This is a genomic window from Agarilytica rhodophyticola, from assembly GCF_002157225.2.
GTDB classification, from domain to species: Bacteria; Pseudomonadota; Gammaproteobacteria; order Pseudomonadales; family Cellvibrionaceae; genus Agarilytica; species Agarilytica rhodophyticola.
This window is the reverse complement of the sequence record NZ_CP020038.1, coordinates 3,668,502-3,690,746: the sequence shown is the minus strand read 5'-3', so window position 1 is coordinate 3,690,746 and position 22,245 is coordinate 3,668,502. Positions and strand designations below refer to the sequence as shown.

Annotated in this window: 17 protein-coding genes; 9 read left to right on the top strand and 8 right to left on the bottom strand. The window is 41.5% G+C overall.

Annotated elements, in window-relative coordinates:
* Nucleotides 1-5 precede the first annotated feature (5 nt).
* A complete protein-coding gene (locus BVC89_RS15375; RefSeq protein WP_158657971.1) occupies nucleotides 6-599 on the bottom strand; it encodes an AraC family transcriptional regulator in 594 nt (197 codons plus the stop codon).
* A 233-nt stretch (nucleotides 600-832) separates the two neighbouring features.
* Here BVC89_RS15375 and BVC89_RS15370 point away from each other — a divergent pair, with 233 nt between their 5' ends.
* From BVC89_RS15370 to BVC89_RS15360, 3 genes are read left to right on the top strand one after another with little or no spacing between them, the layout of a single operon-like run.
* Nucleotides 833-2,221, top strand: a complete 1,389-nt coding sequence (locus BVC89_RS15370) for a type 2 periplasmic-binding domain-containing protein (RefSeq protein WP_086932042.1) — start codon at nucleotides 833-835, stop codon at nucleotides 2,219-2,221.
* A gap of 28 nt (nucleotides 2,222-2,249) precedes the next feature.
* Nucleotides 2,250-2,867: a 2-hydroxychromene-2-carboxylate isomerase gene (locus BVC89_RS15365; protein ID WP_086932041.1), complete on the top strand. Its 618-nt coding sequence runs from the start codon at nucleotides 2,250-2,252 to the stop codon at nucleotides 2,865-2,867.
* A gap of 1 nt (nucleotide 2,868) precedes the next feature.
* Nucleotides 2,869-3,498, top strand: a complete 630-nt coding sequence (locus BVC89_RS15360) for a glutathione S-transferase family protein (protein WP_086932040.1) — start codon at nucleotides 2,869-2,871, stop codon at nucleotides 3,496-3,498.
* 39 nt (nucleotides 3,499-3,537) lie between these two features.
* Here BVC89_RS15360 and BVC89_RS15355 read toward each other — a convergent pair whose 3' ends face one another.
* Nucleotides 3,538-6,069, bottom strand: a complete 2,532-nt coding sequence (locus BVC89_RS15355) for an ABC transporter substrate binding protein (protein ID WP_158657970.1) — start codon at nucleotides 6,067-6,069, stop codon at nucleotides 3,538-3,540.
* Nucleotides 6,070-6,349: 280 nt separating this feature from the next.
* Here BVC89_RS15355 and BVC89_RS15350 point away from each other — a divergent pair, with 280 nt between their 5' ends.
* Entirely contained in the window at nucleotides 6,350-7,459 is a 1,110-nt protein-coding gene (locus tag BVC89_RS15350; protein WP_158657969.1) for an AraC family transcriptional regulator ligand-binding domain-containing protein, read from the top strand.
* Between the two features lie 62 nt (nucleotides 7,460-7,521).
* Here the strand turns inward: BVC89_RS15350 and BVC89_RS15345 are convergent, their stop codons facing one another.
* The 4 genes from BVC89_RS15345 to BVC89_RS15330 form a co-directional block, all read right to left on the bottom strand.
* On the bottom strand, nucleotides 7,522-10,578 hold the full coding sequence (locus tag BVC89_RS15345; RefSeq protein ID WP_245929095.1) for an efflux RND transporter permease subunit: 3,057 nt from the start codon (nucleotides 10,576-10,578) through the stop codon (nucleotides 7,522-7,524).
* A gap of 36 nt (nucleotides 10,579-10,614) precedes the next feature.
* The gene (locus BVC89_RS15340; RefSeq protein ID WP_086932036.1) at nucleotides 10,615-11,688 is read right to left on the bottom strand and encodes an efflux RND transporter periplasmic adaptor subunit; all 1,074 of its coding nucleotides are present in this window, start codon (nucleotides 11,686-11,688) and stop codon (nucleotides 10,615-10,617) included.
* A complete protein-coding gene (locus BVC89_RS15335; RefSeq protein ID WP_158657968.1) occupies nucleotides 11,688-13,169 on the bottom strand; it encodes an efflux transporter outer membrane subunit in 1,482 nt (493 codons plus the stop codon). The genes BVC89_RS15340 and BVC89_RS15335 overlap by 1 nt, the downstream gene beginning before the upstream one ends.
* A 425-nt stretch (nucleotides 13,170-13,594) precedes the next feature.
* Nucleotides 13,595-14,185, bottom strand: a complete 591-nt coding sequence (locus BVC89_RS15330) for an NUDIX domain-containing protein (RefSeq protein WP_086932034.1) — start codon at nucleotides 14,183-14,185, stop codon at nucleotides 13,595-13,597.
* Between the two features lie 161 nt (nucleotides 14,186-14,346).
* Between BVC89_RS15330 and BVC89_RS15325 the strand changes: the two genes are divergently transcribed.
* Nucleotides 14,347-15,105 carry a DeoR/GlpR family DNA-binding transcription regulator gene (locus tag BVC89_RS15325; RefSeq protein WP_086932033.1) on the top strand — a complete coding sequence of 253 codons (759 nt, stop codon included), beginning with the start codon at nucleotides 14,347-14,349 and terminating at the stop codon, nucleotides 15,103-15,105.
* Nucleotides 15,106-15,457: 352 nt separating this feature from the next.
* Here BVC89_RS15325 and BVC89_RS15320 read toward each other — a convergent pair whose 3' ends face one another.
* A complete protein-coding gene (locus BVC89_RS15320) occupies nucleotides 15,458-16,060 on the bottom strand; it encodes a hypothetical protein (protein ID WP_086932032.1) in 603 nt (200 codons plus the stop codon).
* Between the two features lie 121 nt (nucleotides 16,061-16,181).
* Nucleotides 16,182-16,634, bottom strand: coding sequence for an AHH domain-containing protein (locus BVC89_RS15315; RefSeq protein WP_086932031.1), 453 nt, complete (start codon nucleotides 16,632-16,634; stop codon nucleotides 16,182-16,184).
* A gap of 232 nt (nucleotides 16,635-16,866) precedes the next feature.
* Here BVC89_RS15315 and BVC89_RS15310 point away from each other — a divergent pair, with 232 nt between their 5' ends.
* The 4 genes from BVC89_RS15310 (at nucleotide 16,867) to BVC89_RS15295 (ending at nucleotide 22,231) form a co-directional block, all read left to right on the top strand.
* A complete protein-coding gene (locus BVC89_RS15310; RefSeq protein WP_086932030.1) occupies nucleotides 16,867-17,535 on the top strand; it encodes a hypothetical protein in 669 nt (222 codons plus the stop codon).
* 627 nt (nucleotides 17,536-18,162) lie between these two features.
* Nucleotides 18,163-18,474, top strand: coding sequence for a hypothetical protein (locus tag BVC89_RS15305; RefSeq protein WP_086932029.1), 312 nt, complete (start codon nucleotides 18,163-18,165; stop codon nucleotides 18,472-18,474).
* A gap of 573 nt (nucleotides 18,475-19,047) precedes the next feature.
* Nucleotides 19,048-20,364, top strand: coding sequence for an ABC transporter substrate-binding protein (locus tag BVC89_RS15300; RefSeq protein ID WP_216824986.1), 1,317 nt, complete (start codon nucleotides 19,048-19,050; stop codon nucleotides 20,362-20,364).
* Nucleotides 20,330-22,231 (top strand): sensor histidine kinase, encoded by a 1,902-nt coding sequence (locus tag BVC89_RS15295; RefSeq protein ID WP_086932028.1) that lies wholly within the window; start codon nucleotides 20,330-20,332, stop codon nucleotides 22,229-22,231. The genes BVC89_RS15300 and BVC89_RS15295 overlap by 35 nt, the downstream gene beginning before the upstream one ends.
* Nucleotides 22,232-22,245: the final 14 nt, after the last annotated feature.

Sequence of the window (22,245 nt, the reverse complement as noted above, 5' to 3'; positions counted from 1 at the left end):
CCGCGTTAACTTTTATCCATTACTAATTTTGATGGCGCCACGCCGTAGGTGTCCGTAAAGGCACGACAAAAAGCATCGCCACTACTATAGCCAAAGCGTTTGGCGATTTCCTTGATACGATCCCCTCGCGCGATAGCGATACGTGCCAGGGTCATGCGCCACTCTTTTAGGTACATTTTGGGCGTCTTGCCGACCACCGCACGGAACTCTGCCATAAACTGAGACCGAGACATGGTGGCCAATTCGGCAAAATCTTCTACTCGCCAATTTCGTTCGGGGTGATCGTGCATCGCCACCATTACTCGGCGTAGTTTCGCATGGGCAAGGCCGGCGAACATTCCAGGCTCCTGGATTTGTTGGGCAATACGTGTTCTGAGTATGTTCACCACCATCAAATCGCAAAGACGATCTAAGGCAAATTGCCCACCACACCTGGGTCTTAAAGATTCGCAGACAATCAAATGTGCAATGGTTTTAAGGTTACTCTCTTGTTTCAGATCGATCTCTATACAAGGAGGCATTGCGGTGTAAATAGGACTCTGCTCGCCCCCCAAATCTACTTTAGCAAAAGCTAAAGCCTTAGGTTGTACCTGTGGCATGCCCTTAATAAAAAGCATGAGGGTCTCCACCTCTTCTTCATCGCCAAGAATAAACAAATTGCTGCCTTGTGGGCCGGACATACGCTGGGCACGTACTTCGAAACTTGAGAGCAAACTAGATAAGCGATCTAAATGAGGCATTACTGGATTATTTAACAGTTTTAGTGGACTAAAACCTATAATAAGTCCGTTAAACTCTCACTTCAAGTATTTTCAAGGACAATCCTGAGGCTATGAATAAAACAGCGTTTCGTATTATCACGGGTATGATTTACCTCATATTCAGTTATGTGTATCCAACAGAAGTTAATAGCGCTACGGACAATACCTCGCCCTCAAGTCTACATATTGAATCGGATTACCCTATTCTATTTGCGCCTTATGGACCACCAGAAGGCACTCATCCTGTGGCCGCACCGGCACATTTATTTGTTCAACAAGCTGCCCCTTTATTGAAAAACCTCGGGTTAGAAATATTCCTTCAAGCCAAGGATATAAAATCCACAAGCCGCCCTTATTTGAAACCCAGCTCATTGCTCAAAGGCAGTACATTTCCTTCAGTGTATGAAGCCGTTGCCGCAGGTCGTGACAGTGGCGGCTTGGATGCGAGTATTACCATTCCTATACAAAGTGGACACGACTATTCAGGAATTTATATAGGAGGCTTGCCCTTTGGCCTTAAACCCTTAGCGTTTTTAAATTATATGTATAACGCTGGTGGCCTTTCTCTTCAGCAAGAGATTTATGACCAGCAGTACCAAAATAATATTGTAGTTTTGCCTGTGGCCCTAACTGCCGAGCCTGCTGCAGGTTACTTCCCTTCGGCAATACCAGATCCTAAACAATTAAATATTTCTCCTTCGTCAGCATTACGGCAGCTCTGCAACAAGCCTTGGGTGGTACGTTGGCAGAAAATTGCTATTGGAGGGTGGCAAAAGGCTTGTGAGGCCGTCGGTGTCAAAACCACCAATATTGGGCAAAACACAAAATGCAATGATGCGCAAAAACCCTGCCCTAGTAGCGCTAATCCTTCAAGAGTAAAGGTAAAGAATCTTACCTTCGGTGGTTTTGTGCCAGGAGTAGCCCCCCATAAAATGTTGCTAAATGGCAATATCGATGGTTATGAATTAAATCTTCCTGCTACGGATGTGCATTTTATTAAGTTAGTCTCTGGACAAAAACACCTAGAAAATAAAAATGCCGATCTAACAAAAGCGATGAGCCAAGCCCGCTATTTATACCGAGGTGCTTGGCAGCAACGTTTTACTTATATTGAGTTAATTATTAATCGCGACAAATGGCAAAGCCTGACACCACAACAACGGCAGTTAATCCAAGTGAGCGCAAAAGCTTCCGTTTTAAATACATTAACCGTATCGATGATACAGCAAAATGAGGCTTTAAAAATTCTACAAAACAATGGCGCAGTTATTAAAGACTGGCCACCCGAAGTATTAGCGCTGATAAAAAAACATACAGCACTTTACTTGGACGCACATGCCGAAGCTCTTTATAAAGAAGGTAAAGGTAACTTTAAGAAAGTGTATAAACATATGAAAGCATTCCAAGAAACAAGTAAGGAATATTCACTTTTTAGTGAAATGAATATTGCTGACTATTAAATTATAAGGTAAATCATAGGATTTTATTATGAAAAAAACTGTCGATTACTTTTATTCTCATCTCTCGCCTTATGCTTATTTAGGACATCAAACATTGCTAGAGTTGGCGACAAAACATCAGCTGGATATTCAATTTAGGCCGATAAATCTTTTACAAGTGTTTGAAAAAACCGGTGGTTTACCTTTAGGTAAACGACACAAAGTGCGCATTGCTTACCGCACAATAGAACTGCTACGATGGCGCGAAAAGCGAGGCATTGCACTTAATATTGCACCTAAGTTTTTTCCAACCAACCCTCAGCCTTCTGAATTAGCAGCTATCAGTATTAGCAAACAAGGTGGCGATATTGCAAAATTTTCGGCCTTAGTTTTCCAGGCTATTTGGCAAGAAGATAAGGATATTGCTGACCCACAGGTTATTACACAGCTGATAGAGAACGTTGGCAGTAAACCTGATAATGAAGCCAATGATCAGACACAGGTAATGAATGATTATATTAAAAATACTGAAATTGCCATTGAACTTGGCGTAATAGGATCTCCAAGCTATGTCTACCAAGGTGAGATTTTTTGGGGACAGGATAGACTTGAGTTACTAGATGATGCATTGAGCAGTGGTCGCGCGCCATTATTAATGGGTCTTTAACATGATAACTCTCTATACTTGGGATACGCCCAATGGCCGCAAAATATCGATTGCCTTAGAAGAACTTGGCTTAGACTATGACGTGATACCTATTAATATTCATACCGGTGAGCAACACGCACCTGAATTTAGCAAGATCAGCCCTAGCAATAAAATACCCGTTATTAATGACGGCGGGCGAATTTTATTTGAGTCTGGTGCGATCTTGCTCTACCTCGCTCAAAAAACCGCTAAGCTATTGGCTTCAGTTAACAGCGAGTCCTATTGGCAACAAATTATTTGGCTACAGTGGCAAGTGGGTAATTTCGGTCCTTCAGTAGGCCAGGCACATCATTTTTTACACTATAATAAAAATGTATCAACCTATAGTGAACAGCGATATCTTCAACAAACTTTAACATTGTATGAGGATTTAAATCAGCAGTTATCAGGTAAAGATTTTGTCACAGGCTCGGCTCTCTCTATCGCAGATATATCCATATGGCCATGGGTAGCGAGATTTCAATACCACAAGGTCGACCTTAATACCTTTGCAAATGTGAAGCGATGGTACCTTCAATTAGCCAAACGGCCATCGTTTGAGAAAGGCTATAAGCAACCATTTATCCATCAAGATATTCCCTTACCTTAATATTAATACACTTTCAAATAGCTTAACCGCCGGCAGGTATTATGCCGGCGCGATAGCAAGCGATTTAAATTGTGGGGCATCCGCAAGCATTAACACTTTATTTTTAGTATACACAGGAATCGACCGATATCTTGACGACAACAATTGCTGCAATTTAACGCTAAACATGGGTTTGTAATAAATATATCCCTGTACTATATCGTAACCTAGTTCATCTAATACATTAAGCTGCTGCGGCGTTTCTACGCCCTCCACTACTGTTGAGGTATCCGTGTTTTTCACGAGAGATTGTATAGCCGCTAAAATATTTCTCGACTTTTCATTATCTGTAATATCGCACACTAAACTACGATCAATCTTTAGGTCACCAATAGGTAGTTCTTTAAGATAGGATAAATTCGACCAGCCTGTACCAAAATCATCGATAGCAATTGAAATTCCAATATTATTAAGTGTTTGTAAGCAATTTCTCGCCGTATTTAAGTCGTCAATCAAAACTGACTCTGTCAGTTCTATCTGAAAAAGCCCCTTAAGGTGGGGGTTGACGGCCATTGTTGCTTCAAGATACTCCACCAACTCACTTTGATAAAGGGAAAAACTCGAGAGATTAATGGATATAGGAACTAAATGAATGCCCTTGGCATACCAGCAATTCATATCTTTAATCACATTGTCTATAACACTAAGATTAATTTTTTGAATCAAATAAGACTTCTCGGCTACCTCGATAAAATCGTTAGGATAAATAATGCTGCCTTCATCATCGCCCCGCATACGTATAAGCCCTTCCGCGCCAACCACCGTATTTTTTGTGATCGATACTTTAGGTTGGTATACCATAAAGAATTTGTCTTCCGCTAAGGCATCTAATATTTTAGTCTCCACCATCGTCCGATGACGCCATTTTTCCGGTAAGGCTTTGTCAAAATATACCACACTGACATCCTTTCTTTTCTTCGCCTCGTTCTTGGCCGCTTCAAGATAGTTAATAAGTTGGCTGGCTGTTTGTGCATCAACGGGAAAATTTAAAATGCCAGTGTTGATTCTCAAGATTATTTTCTGATATTCGAATAAGAAAGGTTGATCAAATATTTTTTTAACTGTTGTAGCCAGTTTATCCTTGGTGATCTCACACTTTGTATCGCAAACAATATAAAATTCATCGGCACCAAAGCGCCCTAAGAAGCTATAGTTTGGTAGCATTACCGAAAGTCTTTCTGCGACATTTTGCAGTAATAAATTACCTGCTTCGTAACCGAGTTTTTCATTAATATAGCGAAATCCAGCGATATCCACTAATGCCACAATATACTGCTCTGGAGCCCTTTTTTCGATTTTATAAACATACTTAATAAAGCTATTCTTGTTAGGAAGAGATGTTAATTCATCATTGTAGGCAAGTGAGTGAAGTCTACTTTCAGCTTGTTTTCTCCTTTTTATATTGAGTAGCATGACCAGCGAAAAGATAAGCAGTAAAACGGCAATAGCGCATGTTATGGTAAATATTTTTAGTAGCCGATCATAGTTTTTGAGCGGGGCATTTATTACTGTACTACCATCAGGTAGAGTTTGCATATCAATATCAAAACGCTGCAAAACTTGATAATCAAAATGTGGAGAATAATCTGCCATATGGATAATAGGAATATCGTAGGCAGGCCTACCCTGTAAAATTTTTCTTGCCATGTAAGCCGCGTTTTGCCCATGCACATAAGGAGACAGCATATTGCCACCAATCACGCCATTACCTAATACCAGCGAGCCCCACAGACCATATAGAGGTGAAGATGATGCCTCTGACAAGGCTTGTAAATCCTTTTGATATGAAAAGTATCGCCCGTTATTATCTTGTTGCACTATTAGCATCAAGCCTGCACTGTTGTCTGGTAATTTCTCCAGGCGGCCGCGCAATTCGCGATAGGAATAATCGTCCCATATGTCAAATTCTATACCGTGGTAATGTTTCTCATTTTTAAGTCCCGCAATTACCTTTAGAGCTTGTTGGCGAGCATTTTGTCCAAGATGGGTAGTATCTGTAATCAGCGCTATTTTTTTTACTTCAGGTTGGACTCGACGTATCAAAGCGATATTGCCTTTGATATCGATACCTTCATAAATACCAGTAACATTTTTATGTTGCTCAAGCATTCCTGAAAAATCAGCATTGATGCCGCTAAACACAATCGGAATGCCTTTGAAAATACTGTCTCTGTTTTCAAGTGCGAAATTTAACGCAAAATCCTCATTGACCATGATCAGAGATATGTCATAGCGTTTTTTATATTTGTAATCGATTAGATCTAATAGATATTGCGCATAGCGTTCATCATCGATAAAGCGGCGGGAATCGAGATATTCAACATGAATGTTTTCAAGAGGAATCTCTTCTTTTAATACATCTTCAATACCGCTTATCTGCTCGGAGGACCAAATATATTGGGGATGATAACTATTCAATATTAAAACATGTTCGGCCGCGACACTTTTGGGTGTCAGCAACATCACAAGACACCCAAGCAATAATACATAGGTGATGCTGATTTTTGTCCAATATTTTTGGATGCTCTTCAAAGTGGCTGTTCCTCATTAAGATACATTCACCGAGAGAATCTTTTCTATAAAGATATACCTAAACTCTCAGATTCTTATAAATGCTAAGTGTCCAGAACTCGATCACGGTTCATACCATTTGCAGCAGAATGTAGACACAAACACATTCCCCTGTGGTTATTGAGTTGATTTTTAAGCTCAAAACCTGTTATCGGGCCTTCGTATGTTCTTTCACCACTGGTCAATGAGGATTAAAAGAGCTAAAACTCTATGTTATGCTCTTGCGCCTTTGCGGATATTCGTGACGCGTAAGCGCTTATTGCATATTCAGCTACATATTCGACATTTATGGCCATCTTTATCTATGTCAAAGCAGTCTAATACTCCGGGAGAGCAACAATACCAGCGCCCAAACACGCACCCGGCCATCGTCTCTTCTGTTATCACGTTTTCCCTGTCGCAAGGGGTTTTGCTCAATGAGATAGAACGGATAATAGAAATGCCGTTGTCTACAATTACGTCAGAAGAGGCACGTATTCCTGATGATATCTTGTCGAATCTATGGTGTTTACTAGAGCAAAAATTCCCTAACAGGGCCTTGGGGTTTGAAATGGCTATGGCTGCCCCCTTTAGTATCACTGCTGGTTTGGCCCACGGTATGAGCTTTGCCAAAACCTATCGCGAGGCACTTACTCTTTTGTGTCGCAACAAAGCATTGCTTGCCGATAGGCTTAACTTCGAACTGGTGGAGTCGGGTGATGTGGCTGAATTCTATTACTCCCACCCCAATGATTTGATTGAGCATGGGCATATGAGCGAGTTTGCTGTTGTCATGCTACTGAGAGTCGCCCAAGATATTATGGGAGAACCTCTAAAGCCAGATGAAGTGCATTTTTTGCACAACAATACCCATCGTCGAATAAACTATGAGGCACATTTGGGCGCCCCTGTTTATTTTGGCAAAACCAATAACAAAGTATGTTTTGATAAAACTTACCTCGATAAACCACTACTGCAGGCCAACGCCGATATTTTCTCTTATGTCGAAACTGGATTTTCACAACAGCTGGCCAAAATATCACGCTCTGAGTATTCGAATGAGCTCTCACAATTAGTTGAAGCGGTGGTGGAAAACGCTGCCTTGGGAGAGTTTAGCGCCCAAGCGGCAGCGGCGAGAGTTAACCTGAGTTTGCGTGCCGCTCAGCGCTTGGCCTCCAGCTACGATAAAACCTTAAAAAGTATTATCGATGAAATACGTATCGACATCGCCAAAGGGTCGCTGAAAACCACCACCCTTGATATGGAAAGTATCGGCAGCTTGGCGGGCTATTCTGATGAGCGAGCATTTCGCAGAGCCTTCAAAAGAATAACTAGCCTCTCTCCTGCCGAATATAGAAATAACTTTAGGTAAGCATTTATTCAATTAAAATCAATAGCTTAAATGCAAAACCTAAAGTATTTTATCATGTTGGCTTACGATGCTTGAAGCTCGGCACTAAAGAATATCGCATATAGAACAGGCACCACAATCATGGTAAGTATGGTGGCAAAAATAAGGCCGCCAATAATTGTGATTGCCATAGAGGCGAAAAATGCATCAAACACCAAGGGGATCATACCTAATGCGGTGGTTAGAGCAGCCATACTCACAGGACGCAGTCGACTAGTGCCGGAATCCAGTATCGCAGGAATTAGCTTTTTTCCTCCAGCCAGCTGGAGATTAATCTCCTCAATCAAAACAATCTCATTTTTGATCAACATACCCATTAAGCTTAAAAAGCCTAATAGCGACATAAAGCCAAATGCTTGATTCGACAGCAACAAACCAAAGGCCACACCAATCACAGCCATAGGAACACATAGCCAAATCATTAAAGGAATACGCAAAGAGTTGAATAGTGTTATGGTAATCAAAACCATGATGCCAACAAACAAGGGGATCGAGGTAATCAGCCCCCCTTGTGCTTTTGCGGTATCTTCATACTCTCCACCCCACTCGAGGTTGTATCCTGGTGGTAGAGGCATGGCTTCGATTTGCGGCCTTAGGCGCGCTAGCAATTCTGTGGCGTAACCGTTGATTGGATCGGCATAAATGGAAATACTGCGCTTCCTATCTTGCCGTTGAATAATCTCATCTTCAAATACCATATCGAAACGTGATACCACCTGCCTTAGCGGAATCATTTTATTGGCTACTGGACTCCAGATTTGTAAATTCTCCAAGCTGGCCACATCACTTTGTTCTTGCAGTTCGGCGCGCACTAAAATTGGCAGCAATAAATCGCCTTCGCGATAGACGCCCACTTCTTGCCCCTGGAATCCCTGACGAATGGTTTGGGCAATCATTGAGCGGCTAATGCCATTTAAATTAGCTTGTTCATCAGCAATCACGGGTCGAATCGTCTTTACCCTGTGACGCCAATTTGTTCTGATGGCTTTAGCATCATGATCTTCGTGCATAATAGCCATAGCCTGTTCAGCCAAGCGACGCAGTTGAAGAGGGTCCGGCCCGCTGAATTTTGCTTCTACTTTGCCCTTACCCCCCGGCCCGACCTCAAACTTATAGGTGGAGACTTCTAAAGTAGGGAAATGCTCTAGCAACTGTTGGTCTACTTCAGCCACAACACTATCTAAAATATCGCTGCTGGCCACATCCACTAATATCTGGGCATATCCGGTATTAGGGTTTTCAGGTGTATAGGTTAATAAAAAACGTAGTGCTCCTTCCCCCACCACGGAAGTCATCTGTGTCACGCCTGCTTGCTTGGCAATCAGTTGCTCAACTTCCATGATCTTTTTCTCTGTCTGCTCGATATGTGTGCCCTGGGGCAACCATAAATCCACCATAAATTGTGGCCGGGTTGAGCTGGGGAAAAAGCTCTGATCCACCTTGCTAAACCCCCATAGTGAGGCTGCAAATATTAACAAGACAGTCAAAATACTTGCGCTGCGATGTTGCAAACACTTATCGAGAAAGGCGCGGTAATGTTGAAAAAAAGCGCCTGCGTACGGGTCTCGTATTTCGCCATCGGCATTTTCATTAGTGTCTTTACCTTGTAAAAACATAACGCCCAGTAGAGGCGTGACTGTAATTGCTGTTACCCAGCTCAGTAACAAAGACACCATGACTACTTGAAATAGTGATCGACAAAACTCGCCGGTACTATCGTCGGACGTGCCAATCGCCGCGAAAGCCAAGATAGCGATTAAGGTAGCCCCGAACAGTGGCCACATGGACTGTTTTACTACGTCCGATGCTGAGGACTCAGCAGACTGCCCTTTTTGCATGCGCACCAACATACCATCGACAACAACAATGGCATTATCCACCAGCATACCAAGTGCAATAATCAGTGCCCCTAAAGAAATCCTTTCTAAAGCAACTCCCATAGGATCGAGAAAAATAAAGGACCCAGAGATGGTTAGCAGCAACACGAAGCCTATAATCATGGCGCTGCGCAGGCCCATGAAGAAAAACAGTACGGCAACAACAATCGCCACCGCTTCTATCAGGCTAATAATAAAACTGTCTATCGCCGTGGTAACCGCTTCTGGTTGCATGGAGACGATACCTAACTCAATGCCAATCGGGCGATCTTGATTAAGCTGGCGAATTTTATTGTCCAGTGCCTCACCCATTGTTACCACATTACCACCGGACACAGTGGAGATACCTAAGCCGATGCCTGGCATCCCTTTGTGACGTATTAGGGTCTCTTGTGGTTCTAAATAGGCGCGTCGAACTTGGGCGATATCACGCAAGAAGAATTGCTGATTACCCTGACCACGTATCATTAAAGCTTCAATTTCTCTGACGCTGTCGTAGGCACCTGTGGGCGCAAGCGATAAGTATTCATCCCCCATACGAACGCGACCGGCATCGACCACCAAATTCTTTTGGTTTAACTCATTGACAATAAGCTCTGGGGAGATACCTAGTTGTGAAAGGCGATCGCGAGAAAACTCAACATAAATGGCCTCTTCACGTTCGCCAAAGGTACTTATCTTACCCACATCTTCCACTAACAATAGTTCACGTCTTAAGTAATCTACGTAATCTTTCAATTCGGCATAAGAGTAACCGTCACCAGTAATTACCATAAAGACGCCATAGACATCGCCGTAATCATCGATTACCACTGAAGGTGACGTTCCCGGTGGTAATTCGCCTGCTGCGTCATTGACTTTACGACGCAACTCATCCCACACTTGAGGTAAGGTAGTTTTGTCGTATTGCTCTTTTATTTCTACTGTAATGATCGACAAGCCTCGCTTTGATTCAGAACGCACTTGCAAAAGCTGCCCCATTTGTTGGATGTTGATCTCAATTACGTCGGTCACTTCCTCTTCCACTTCTTCAGCAGAGGCACCGGGATAAGGTGTGATAACTAAGGCTTCTTTAATAGTAAATTCAGGGTCTTCCAGTCGACTCATTTTATCGTAGGCTAAATAACCTCCTACCAACATTACCAAAGTCAGTACCAGAGTCACGGTTTTGTTTTTAATGGATATGGCCGCTATGTCCATCATTTCCTCTCTTTATTAATGTTTTGCAACATATTGGCGTTAAGGATTTAAAGGGCGAACATGCATGCCTTCTGTAATGGTATGAACACCACTGGTGGCAATTTTTGCCCCTGGCTGAAGGCCGTCTGAAAGGCTTACTTGGCCCCCTACTACAGGTCCCAAAGTGACACTTTGTTTTACCGTGCGATTATTTTCATCGATCAGCCAAACACTGGGTTGACCGTCACTTTTACTAAAAACAGCGCTTGCAGGAATATAAATTTTATCTGTGCCTTCAATTAATGTTGATGGCCTACGAATACGTACCTTGGCTGTCATACCTGGGCTTATCGCTCGATCTTTTGGTGCTTCAAAAGAAAAGCTGGCCTCATAAGTACGAGTAATCGGATCGACCGCAGTGGAATAAGATTTAGCTTGGGCGTCAAAAAGCCTTCCTGGTAAAGCTGAGAGTTCCACCGATGGCGCAAGTAATTCAGTTGCATGTGCAGCACTTAAATTAGGTGGCGCGGCTACCCAGTCTCGCTCGGCAATATTAACGCGCACTTCTAAACTAGACTCATCATGAATCGTTACTACACTTTGTTTAGCTTGGATATTGGAAAACTCTTCCACCGTTTTCATGGCTATACGGCCATCGTAAGGCGCTTTTAATACGGTATCTTCCAATGCTTTTAGTGCCGTTTTTAAATCCGCTTCAGCAACATCCAAATTACGTTTTGCCAAATCCACGCTCTGGCGTGTGACCGCATTGGCTTTATTAGCATCCACATAGCGGCTGTAATCAGCCCTGGCAGAATTTCTGCGCGCCAGCGCACTATCGCGGGCGGCTTCAAAGTCTCTAGGATCGAGCTTGGCTATAACGGCGCCTGCAATTACCTGATCACCTTCTTCTACTAAGATTTCTATTATTCGGCCTGATACTTCAAAGGCCACTTGAGTTTCTCTGGCAGCATAGACACTGCCTGGAAGTTCTAATACACCACGAGCATCACCTGCGCCTACTTGCATAATTTTTACAGGTCGTGGTCGCGATGGTTCTTGTTCAACAGTTTTTTCTGAACAGGCAGCAAAAAACAAAGGTAAACAGGCGAATAAAAATAATTTATTGATCATTATTTAGGCTCCTTCGCAGCAGATTCATCAAAGGCAGCCCAGCCACCACCAAATGCCCGATAAACGGAGATTAAATTTATTAATACAGTGCCCTGACTCGTAGCGACACTATCTTCTTGAGAAAATAGAGAGCGCTGTGTATCTAGCACGTTTTGAAAATCAGTAAGCCCTTGACGGTATAAAACTTTGACTAATTCATTCGCTTGCCTAGCAGCTATGACACTCCTATCGAGAGACTTTAGGCGCTGCTCTTCGGTTGAGAAGTTAACAATGGATTCTTCAACATCTTGCAGCGCAGACAAGACATTTTTTTCGTAGGAAATAAGTGCTTGTTCTGTGCGAGCTTCTTGCACTTTAATCGAGTTTCGCACGCGACCGGCATTAAATAAATTCCATGAGAAAAAAGGACCAATGTTCCAGTCGCGGTTCTGTTGGGTAAATAATTCGCCATTGAGGGCACCGAAGCTGAAACTTCCAGAAAGAAAGAAGTTCGGATAGAGATCGGCTTTAGCAACGCCGATCTGAGCTGTCTGTGCCGCTAATAAACGCTCCGCACGGCGAATATCAGGACGCTGACGAATGACATCAGCAGGCAAACTCATCGCTATGGCTTCAGGCACTGCTGGCAAAGCTACCGGCGCAGATAGTTCAGCATAGAGGGCGTTGGGAGTTTCACCAACCAGTACACTGATGCGATAAATAGTTTTAGATATTTCAGCCTCGATAGTAGGAACAAACGATTCGGTCACAGCCAAATTTAATTCCGCCTGGCGAACCTCAAGGTCCGGTGCCAATTCCGCTTTATTTCTAGCGTAAACAATGGCGAGCGTTTCTTGTTGTAGTCTGACATTTTCTTTGGCCAAACGAAGGCGTGTTTGCAAGGTGCGCAGTTGTATATAGCTTGCACCGATATCGGCATAGGTAATCACCAAAATATCGCGCAAGTCTTCCACTGAGGCTTGATAACTTGCAGAAGCCGATTCCACCGAGCGCCTAACTCGTCCCCACAAATCGATTTCCCAGGAACTTTCCACGCCTACTTGACGCAAGGTATCAATGCGTCCGGGGAAAAAAGAAGTGCTATCACTGCCCTTTTGTCGAATGACATTACCGGAGGCAGATAAGTCTGGAACCCGGGCACTGTTGGCGATACCTAACGCTGCTCTATTTTCAGTGATGCGAGATACAGCAAGATTAAGATCAAGATTATTGTGATGCGCTCTTTCAATTAGCCCGTTGAGTGTGTCGTCTTGCAATAATGTCCACCATGAATGCATGGGGGAATTATTTTCATCCAATTGTTGGGTAACAGAAAGACGCCATTGATCATTAATATTCTCTATTTCTGGCGCTTTATAATCAGGGCCTAGCGTGACGGAGCAGGCACAAAGTAAAGATAAAGAGCCGATTAAAAGCGTCTTATATAGTCCCTTTACGCTAAGGTTGCTGCGCTTTTCGGCTTCAGTGATGACACTAGACAAGAATTTCTCCTCCGCATAGTTAATTGTTTGAATTTAAATTTTTTGAATTTAAAAGATTGATTCGTAAATTAAGAACAATCTTTTGTAATAACCATGGTCGCCACTATACGTCTGTGGTGGTAGCGAAAGAAGGACATAAAATGACGTTGCGCGGACAAAAAGCGACAGGTTCAATGGATGGCTTTTTATGCGTCAGGGCTTTGTATGAAAATGCTTCTTAAAAAAACATTGATACCTCTTAGCAGGCCCTAAGATTTAATAGGCTATTGTGTAAGGGTCGAGAATCAATATTATTGGGATAATGCGCGAGTGATCGGACAAACTAAATTAAAAGACTTGTACTTGCTTTGGTATATAGTCTGCGCTATTTAGTTTTTATTAAACGGTAGATATTTGCACTGGTCTAGCTTTTAAAAAGCAATCGATCATTTCTCACTAAAAATATATAAAGCGGCATATTGCAATAACATAATAGTTTTTCCATCTTTTATACTACCGTCTTGGATAAGCTGCATTGCCTGAGAAAAAGATAATTCTAGTACTTCAATATCTTCTCCTTCTTCCTTTTGGCCACCACCTTCATTTTTACGTTGATGATGAGTGTAGGGAGCGATAAAAAAATACAATTTTTCCGTCACCGAACCTGGGCTCATATATGCCTCCAACACTTTTTGTGGCGGTTCAATATGGAAACCCGTTTCTTCGGCCACTTCTTTACGAATACTCTGTTCAGGACTATCGGCTTCTAGTAAGCCTGCAGGTGCCTCAATTAATAATCCGTCGCAATTGCCATTGACATAGGAAGGATAGCGAAACTGCTTAATCAAGATAACGCTTTGCATCTGAAGGTTGTATAACAAGATAGTGGCGCCATTGCCACGATCATAGGTTTCACGAGATTGGGTCTGCCATGTTCCATCACGCCTTAAATAGTCAAAAGTGGTTTTTTTTAAGGTATACCAATCGTCAGATAAAACTTCTGTTTTACGAATTTTGACTCTATTCGACCCCTTCATACTTAAAACCTCGTGCAAAGCCTATGAAATATCGTGCATAAATATAAAATATCATGTATTTTCGTGCATAATCAAGTAGTATTCACTATGACCGCCATTTATTTAGGGCAATGCAAGGCATAAAGAAAGATATAAAGAAAGATATAAAGAAAGGACAGTCCATGCTGACAGAACAACGTAAACAAAAAATTTTGGCCTTACTTAAACGAGATGGCCGCATTGTTGCCAAAGAGTTGGCTGAGTTATTTACTATTTCAGAAGACACAATTCGGCGAGATTTGCGAGAGCTTGCCAAGTTAGGTTTATTACAAAGAGTTCACGGTGGTGCCTTGCCCTCTTCTCCTGCTGTAGCTGATTTTGTTACTCGGACAGAAATTTCTCATCAGCAAAAAATACATATAGGCCGCACAGCTGCGCAACTCATCAAAAGTGGGCAGGTGGTAATGATCGATGGTGGAACCACGGCAGTGCAACTAGTGAGGCATTTACCTAAAGACTTGTCTGCAACAATTGTTACCCACTCTCCCAGTGTTGCTGTTGAACTTATTGACCATGAAAATATAGCAGTGGAGCTTATTGGTGGTCGGCTCTTTAAGCATTCCATGGTCTCAATAGGAGCCAGAGCATTAGAATCGCTGGCGCATATTCATGCGGATGTATTTTTTATGGGCGTCACGGGGATTCATCCTGACCACGGCTTCACCACCGGCGACCTTGAAGAAGCCTATATGAAAAAAGCCTTAAGCCGCCATGCAGCAGAAACCGTGGTGATGGCCTCAGATGAAAAAATAGGTGTAGCTTCCTCTTATTTAGTTCTACCAACAGCTGAAATAAGCAGTGTCATTATTGATATGCAATATCCCAAACAAGATGTCCAATGGCTAGCGGATGCTGGTGTTAACCTTATTTTCTCTGGTTAGGCCTATCATTCCAAAAATCAATTAGTAACGCCCAATACGGGAAAAATACGCCCAGCCTATGGGTCGTACCTACAACACGCCACTTGAGGTTGTTCGAAGTGTAGACAGCAGTATAAAGATATGGTAACACAAGAGAGAAATAGACTTAACCGTGTTGCTAATTCGGAAATGAAAAATGATATTCAGTCATTAGCGACTATTTTTGAACGTCGTGTCGCTGTTCAACCCTGACCATTGTTTCACCAATGGAAAACGGCTAAGGAAACGCCCTTAGTGGTGAAAATAGTGGCGAAAATAATTGCTCTTTTCGACTATTGTTAAGATAGCTAGGCGCAGTTAAAAATGATCGCACTTAATTTATTTGAGCAACTGAACCTCGATCTTCAGGAAAAATATTAGCGAGGTCGTTCGTGATATAAAGCCCTGTGAGCTTTTCACTCTCAATAATATTTTTAACCGATTCTTGAGCATAAAGCCTCATATAGCCATTATATTCTGTACGAAATAATGCGTAATCTTTAACCTGATCCTCATTAAAGCCAAGGTTGACGATTTCGTCCCACTCATTTTTACGGGTTAGATTAGGATCAACCGCCGCAACTTGTAAGGGAATATAAAAGTAGCCTTGCCCATTCTCATAGGTTACAGGTAAAAATTCCCCGTCATTTTCAATAACCGGTTTTAGTACCTGATAAGCTTTTTCACTTAAAAATAAGCGCCCTAAATGTACCTCTAAATCAGGCATATTTTTATTTTTGTCAGCTTTTTCCATCACTGGAAATGAAAAGTTCAAAAGCTCATCTATAACGCCTTTATAGCTACGTGGCAGACCGTTAACATCAATACGTTTGTCTAACGTATCATCAGTAATATCGCCGATAACCCGTATTATCTGCTCATCATCAAAACGAAGCCCCAGATAATCATCATAAGCACTGATTAAGGTATATAACATTATTTATCGTCCTGTTCGTGGCATAATATTAGGGGGTACATTCCCGCTTTGTAGTAACCTTCTTACCATTAACTAATTGATCAATATTTTTTATCATTATAAAATTGATACGACTATCTAGTCAGTCATAATAACGTCCGTGATGAATACGGCAATGAGGCACGGCACTACGCAAATGATTAGGCATATACAAACGGTCTTCCCAATCTCGAGGCAACCAGCATCCATTGATCGGATCATCAATACGTACTTTCAACCAAGCTAGAACGGCACGCACCTGAATAGCTTTTTTCATTCCCCCTGAGATCATCGCATGACAATCACACCGAGAAGAAGGTCGCGGATCACAGGCCTTTGTCATATGCTCGGCCAAACGTCCTGATTTATGCTTTTCTACCTTGAGTTGCTCTGTGCTCATGTTCATAGCATCTATACGATATTGGTCGAGCTTGTCATACATCTCTCCAAGTGTGCCGATAGCCGCAAAGTCCGCCGCTGTTGGCTTATCTTTCTTGGCAAATTCTGCGAGCAATCTCTCTACATGACTAAATGAGGGTTTAATATCCGGGAACATACTTATTGTTATCCTAGGGCTATGAAAACCTAGCATTCTATAGCGCTATAAATAGGTTATTTGTGTTGATGGTGACAGTTTCAAAAAATTGTCATTAAGCGTTATTTATTGGCGTGAATAGCTTATTTTGTGCTCCCTGTCTAAAGCTATAGAATAAAGGATATATACTAAAATGGTATATGTACGGATCAAAAACTATGGCTGTTTTAAATTACATTTATTGGTATAGAGTATGAAGAAATTATTTCTATTTATAATAGTTGTTCAATTTATAGATATTGGCAAAGTGTATGGTGCGGATAGAAAAATGTTAACAGGCATTGATGATATTTCGTTATATTTAGCAGCCGATATATCAGGAGAACTATTGCCACCTAAGGATGTTGCACAAAAAATTAGTGGTCATCTACATGATATGGTCAAAATTTTTCCTGAAGCTTCAAATTTCTTCAAGAGTACTAGCATGCATAAAAACTGCATAAGCTTATACTTATCTAAAAGTGGTATGAAGAAACTTAAAGCTACTAGCTCAAAGGCCATATATGACATCAATAAAAAATTAAAAATATCCGATGTAGAGCATTTTGATGAAGACTATTCGGATCTTAAGGTAACTACGATTTCTTTTGACGGTATTTATAATACAAGAAAGCTTGTCGCTCTATACGAAAATATTGAAGGTGTACATTCTGTTTTAAATTGTTTTCTAATTGGCTCTAACTGGCAATACCATATAAAATCAAATAGCTCTTTGTCTGAGTATGTTGTTGTTGTCGGGTGGGGAGATTGCCCTTCAGGATGTATAAATTATAGAAAGTGGACTTTTAAGTTAGAGAGAGGGTTAGTTTTTCTTGATAACATTGAAGGAGACCCTCTACCAAAAAAGCGCACCTGGAATTGAAAAATTAAATAAAATATGTGTTTGAAGGTGCATAAGAAGCATTTAATATTTATTTCAGTCTCGATTAGGTGCGCAAATCTATACTGCTTAAGACTGCTCCTATCACGACGGCAACTCACAAAGGTATAGGCTTTTTAATAGTCTAGATTATGACAGTGGGAGAATGACTGAGGGGTTATTTTATCAGACACTTATTTTGTGTATTTAAGTTCCGTAATTTTTTCACAAGCCCAGTATTAGCTCATACCGAGCTTTCGTTTCTGGTAAAATGAGTGCATCAAATTACCAAGGATTGTCATGTGGAAATAGCAGCCATTTAAAATATAAACCTTACAATAGTAATTTGGATATGATCAATTAAACCTCCCGTAATTCTCCGGTCTCACGTACCGTCCACATTCTGTTTCAGTCATCGCAATTAATACTTGGTTTGGCGTGTCTATTCAAACGTGGCTGTTTAAAATTGTATGCAAAGTTCTTGAATGTGAGGCAAAAAAGCATACAAAAATTACGGTAAAACCATATAAAGCGCATGCAAATGATTATTTGAGCGAACAAATAACTCCAAATGCGCCACTTAAAGTAAAGTAACTTTCTTTAATTCTTTTTGCAAATTGATATCCGACTATGAAAGACACCGATTCTCAACAGCAATTTGGCACAGCACCTATTTCTGTGTCTATTGAACGTATCCTACCAGGCTTGCAGCATTCTAAATTTATTGATGGGTTTTGCTATGACTCCGATGAAGCAACCTATTTAGTGTATGCTGATGTGCGAGCTCGTTTGGGAGTTGCGTTGAAACATGCAGACTACCTTGTGGATTTATATATTCATGATGAACGCCAAAGCACATTTTATCTCTCGGAACTTGGCTATCGCTCCTTGATCAGGCAAAAGAATATTCAGCAGGCGTATCGCCCAGAATTGAATGAGTGAGAATTAGATAACATACCTGTGTTTTCAGGCCATAGTTTCTATCTCATCATTTGCTATGGCTTTTTTTACTACTTTTTGTAAACATTGCAAAATAGCGCTTTAAGCACTGCGTTATGGCAAAACCTTCAAGCCCTTTGATCTGATCAAAATACATTTTTACTGCGGGTAACTATACAAATCATTACGCCAGACATGGATATCATGCAAACGAAAGGCTTTAGGGATTACATTATCTTACTTGGATAGCTCTTGTGGTTCGGGCAATGGACCATAATGCACTCGGCGATCAATCTCTTGACAGTTATAGGCGTGTTATGAAATGGCGGTGCAGGAAGCTTAACTGTCCCTAATGGAACATCTGAAGGCATACGATGTACCTCCTTGTATCGAGCATATATAAACAAAGAAATACATGACACTTTGGTCTAATGTCACTAGTGACATATAGGACACATGTGACTATTGTGATGTATAGCAAAGCTTGAAATAAGCACTGGTGGGTCTACCGCGAGGTAAGTGTTGCACGTTTTATGCCCTCTGCGTCTAGACTTTAATAGTGAATAAGAGGTAATCATGAAGAGTAACTCCACCGCCCACAAAAACTCGCTGGACGTAATTACAGCCTTGAGAGGGTTATGCCAGATACTCCTATTGATCTACGTTATTTGTTTTGGCACATCGACGGCTGTTGCCAAAGACGACGCTGATAATAAGATTCGGCTTTATTTAGATGCAGATCAGACGGGTACTCGCGCTTCAGGTATCGCAATCGAACGAGGTATTCGCGTCGCTCTCGACGAGGTGGATAATACAATATTAGGGCGCAAGGTCGAGTTGGTTGTTCGCGACCATCACGGCAGTTCTGTGCGTAGTAAAAGCCATCTACAAGAATATCTGAACGATGATACAGCCCTGGCGGTATTTAGTGGGCTGCATTCACCACCTCTGCTTGAAAATCTTGCCTTTATTCACGAAAACAAAATATTGCTGTTAGATCCATGGGCAGCAGCAGGACCCATTACACGTTATCCTTCCGATACAAACTGGGTTTTTCGTCTTTCAGTAGATGATAGTAAAGCGGGTGCAGTGATTGCCAAACATGCTTTAAAAGAAGGTTTTAAACAGCCTTTTTTATTGCTTGAAAATACTGGCTGGGGCAAGTCTAACCACCGCACTATGACGCGAGCGCTAGCTAGGCACAACATAACCCCAATGGGCGTGAAGTGGTTTAACTGGAATCTAGGCATACGCAGCGCCAAGATGATATTGCGCGATATATATAGCTCCGGGGCAGATGTTATATTTCTTGTAGCTAACGCTCCTGAAGGGAAAACTATTGCTAAGGCGATGCTTGCACTGCGCCAGGAACAAACAGCAAGTCACAGTGAGACAAATCCATTTGATATACTGCCATTGCGCAGCCATTGGGGCATTACCGGAGGCGACTTCCCTGAAGTTATCGACGCTAAAATGCGCCAACATTTAGATCTTAAGTTTTTACAAACACGCTTTTCATTTAATAGTTCGCCGCCCACTGCCCTATCCAAACAAGTGCTTAAACGAGCCATGGCATTGTATCCAGATGAGATTACCAATGCAGCAGATATTACCGCACCCACTGGATTTATTCATGCTTATGATCTATGCCGTATATTGATCGCTGCGATTAATCAAAGTGGTCTAAGTGGTGATATTCAGCGAGATCGCGGTACTGTGAGGAAAACCCTAGAAGTATTAAAAGCCCCTATTCAAGGATTAATTAAAAACTATGTCCATCCCTTTCAGGTATTTAATGAGAGTCACCCTGATGCACATGAAGCACTCAATGCGAAGGATTTAGTAATGGGCTACTACAATGAGGATAACCGCATTGTTATTGTCCAAGAGTAGGCCGATAGAAAAGGATCACTTATTTCGTCTGCCAATTTCTTGGGCGTTCATGTTATTTTTGCTTGCCAGTACAATTTTACTGGGTTTTAGTCTCGGCAGCGTAATGTTGCTAAAAGTAAGTTCTCTAATCAAAGAAAATCGCGAAGAACTCATTCATCAGAAAATGCTAAGTATTAGTAGTCAATTTTATGACTATATGCACTTGCGTGACATAGTACTTAAAGATTACGCCAAATTTCCAGTATTGTTACAAGGCGTTATGCAACCCACTTCCAGCTTAGCCAATGCGCAAGATTTTATCGATGAATTAGTGATACTGGGAGATAAAGCACCGCTACATTTATTCAATATTAATGAGGAGTTAATTTATTCTACTCAAGAAAGCTCACCCTGTTTGCCGCAAACTTTGGAGTACCTGCGCAGCCAAGTAAAAGCGCGACGTATTCCTATGCAGTTTTGCTCTGCCGAGGACGATTCCTATCATAGCTGGTTATTAGCCACACCCATACATTATCATGGCCACGTTGAAGGCTACTTATTGGCCGAGCTTGCCAATAAACATGTATTCGCCAACCTTTCATTGGAAGAAGTTATACAACACAACCAAATTCAGTGGTATGAAAAAGATAGATTATTGGTGACTCTCGGTCCAGAGCTAATGGACTTAGTAACCCAAATTAATATATCTAATACAAGCATTAGCTTTCGTTATCGAACAGATAAGCAGGCGTTGTTAACTGCTCGCAAAACAGTGGTTACCAATCTTCTGCTCTCGTTATCGGTAGTATTGATAGTGATTCTCGCCCTTTCGCAAAAATTGGGATACATCTACTTTATTCAGCCATTTGAGCACCTTCGAAGAATGACATTGAAGCTGGCAGAAGGTGAATCTTTCCAACAAGCAGATAATAAAGTGAGGATTCAGGAAATATTTGATCTACAAAAACAATTCAAACATATGGCGGAAAAAATTGAGCACAGAGAGCAAGATTTGCGACGTGCAAGTAATGAACAAAGCCAACTTAATCAACAAATACTGCAACAACAACAAATGCTTGTACACTCTGAGAAACTCGCTTCTGTTGGCCAGCTCGCTGCCGGTGTGGCGCATGAAATTAACAACCCTACAGGTTTTGTTAAAGGTAACCTTGAAATCCTGACACAATACAGTACCGCAATAAATGAAGTGTTACGAACTTATGAATTACTCGCACGGGAGTTTACAAGTAATGACTATGAACTGAGTCAATTCGCTAAAGAGCACTTACAGGTTCTCGAACAATTAAAAACAAAACACGATATCAACTATATTATTGAAGATCTGATTGATCTGACAAAAGAATCTCTGGAAGGTGTGGTTAGAATCCAAAACATTGTTAAAGATTTAAAAAGCTTCTCGCGAGTGGATGACCATACTCTAAAAGCGGTGGATATCAATGATGAAGTTATTGAAGTGGCCTTACGCTTAGTTTCCAGTGAGATTAAATATAAGTGTACTGTTCATAAAAACTTATCTGCCTTGCCTGCACTTGAGTGCATGCCCGGTGAAATCAGTCAGGTAATGATGAATTTGCTAATCAACGCTTGTGATGCGATTGACGAGCATGGTGACATCACCATTACTTCTTACTTTGACGATGGTGATATTTTTATTGATATTAGTGACACAGGGATGGGTATACCTGAGGAAAGCAAACTTAAACTTTTTGACCCCTTCTATACCACTAAAGATATAGGTAAAGGCACGGGATTAGGTTTGGCGATTTGTCAGGCTATTATTAATAAGCATGGTGGCGATATCACCTTTGATAGTGAACTTGGAAAAGGCACAACATTTAGCGTACGTTTACCAGCGAACAAACACTGAAACAGGATATTGGC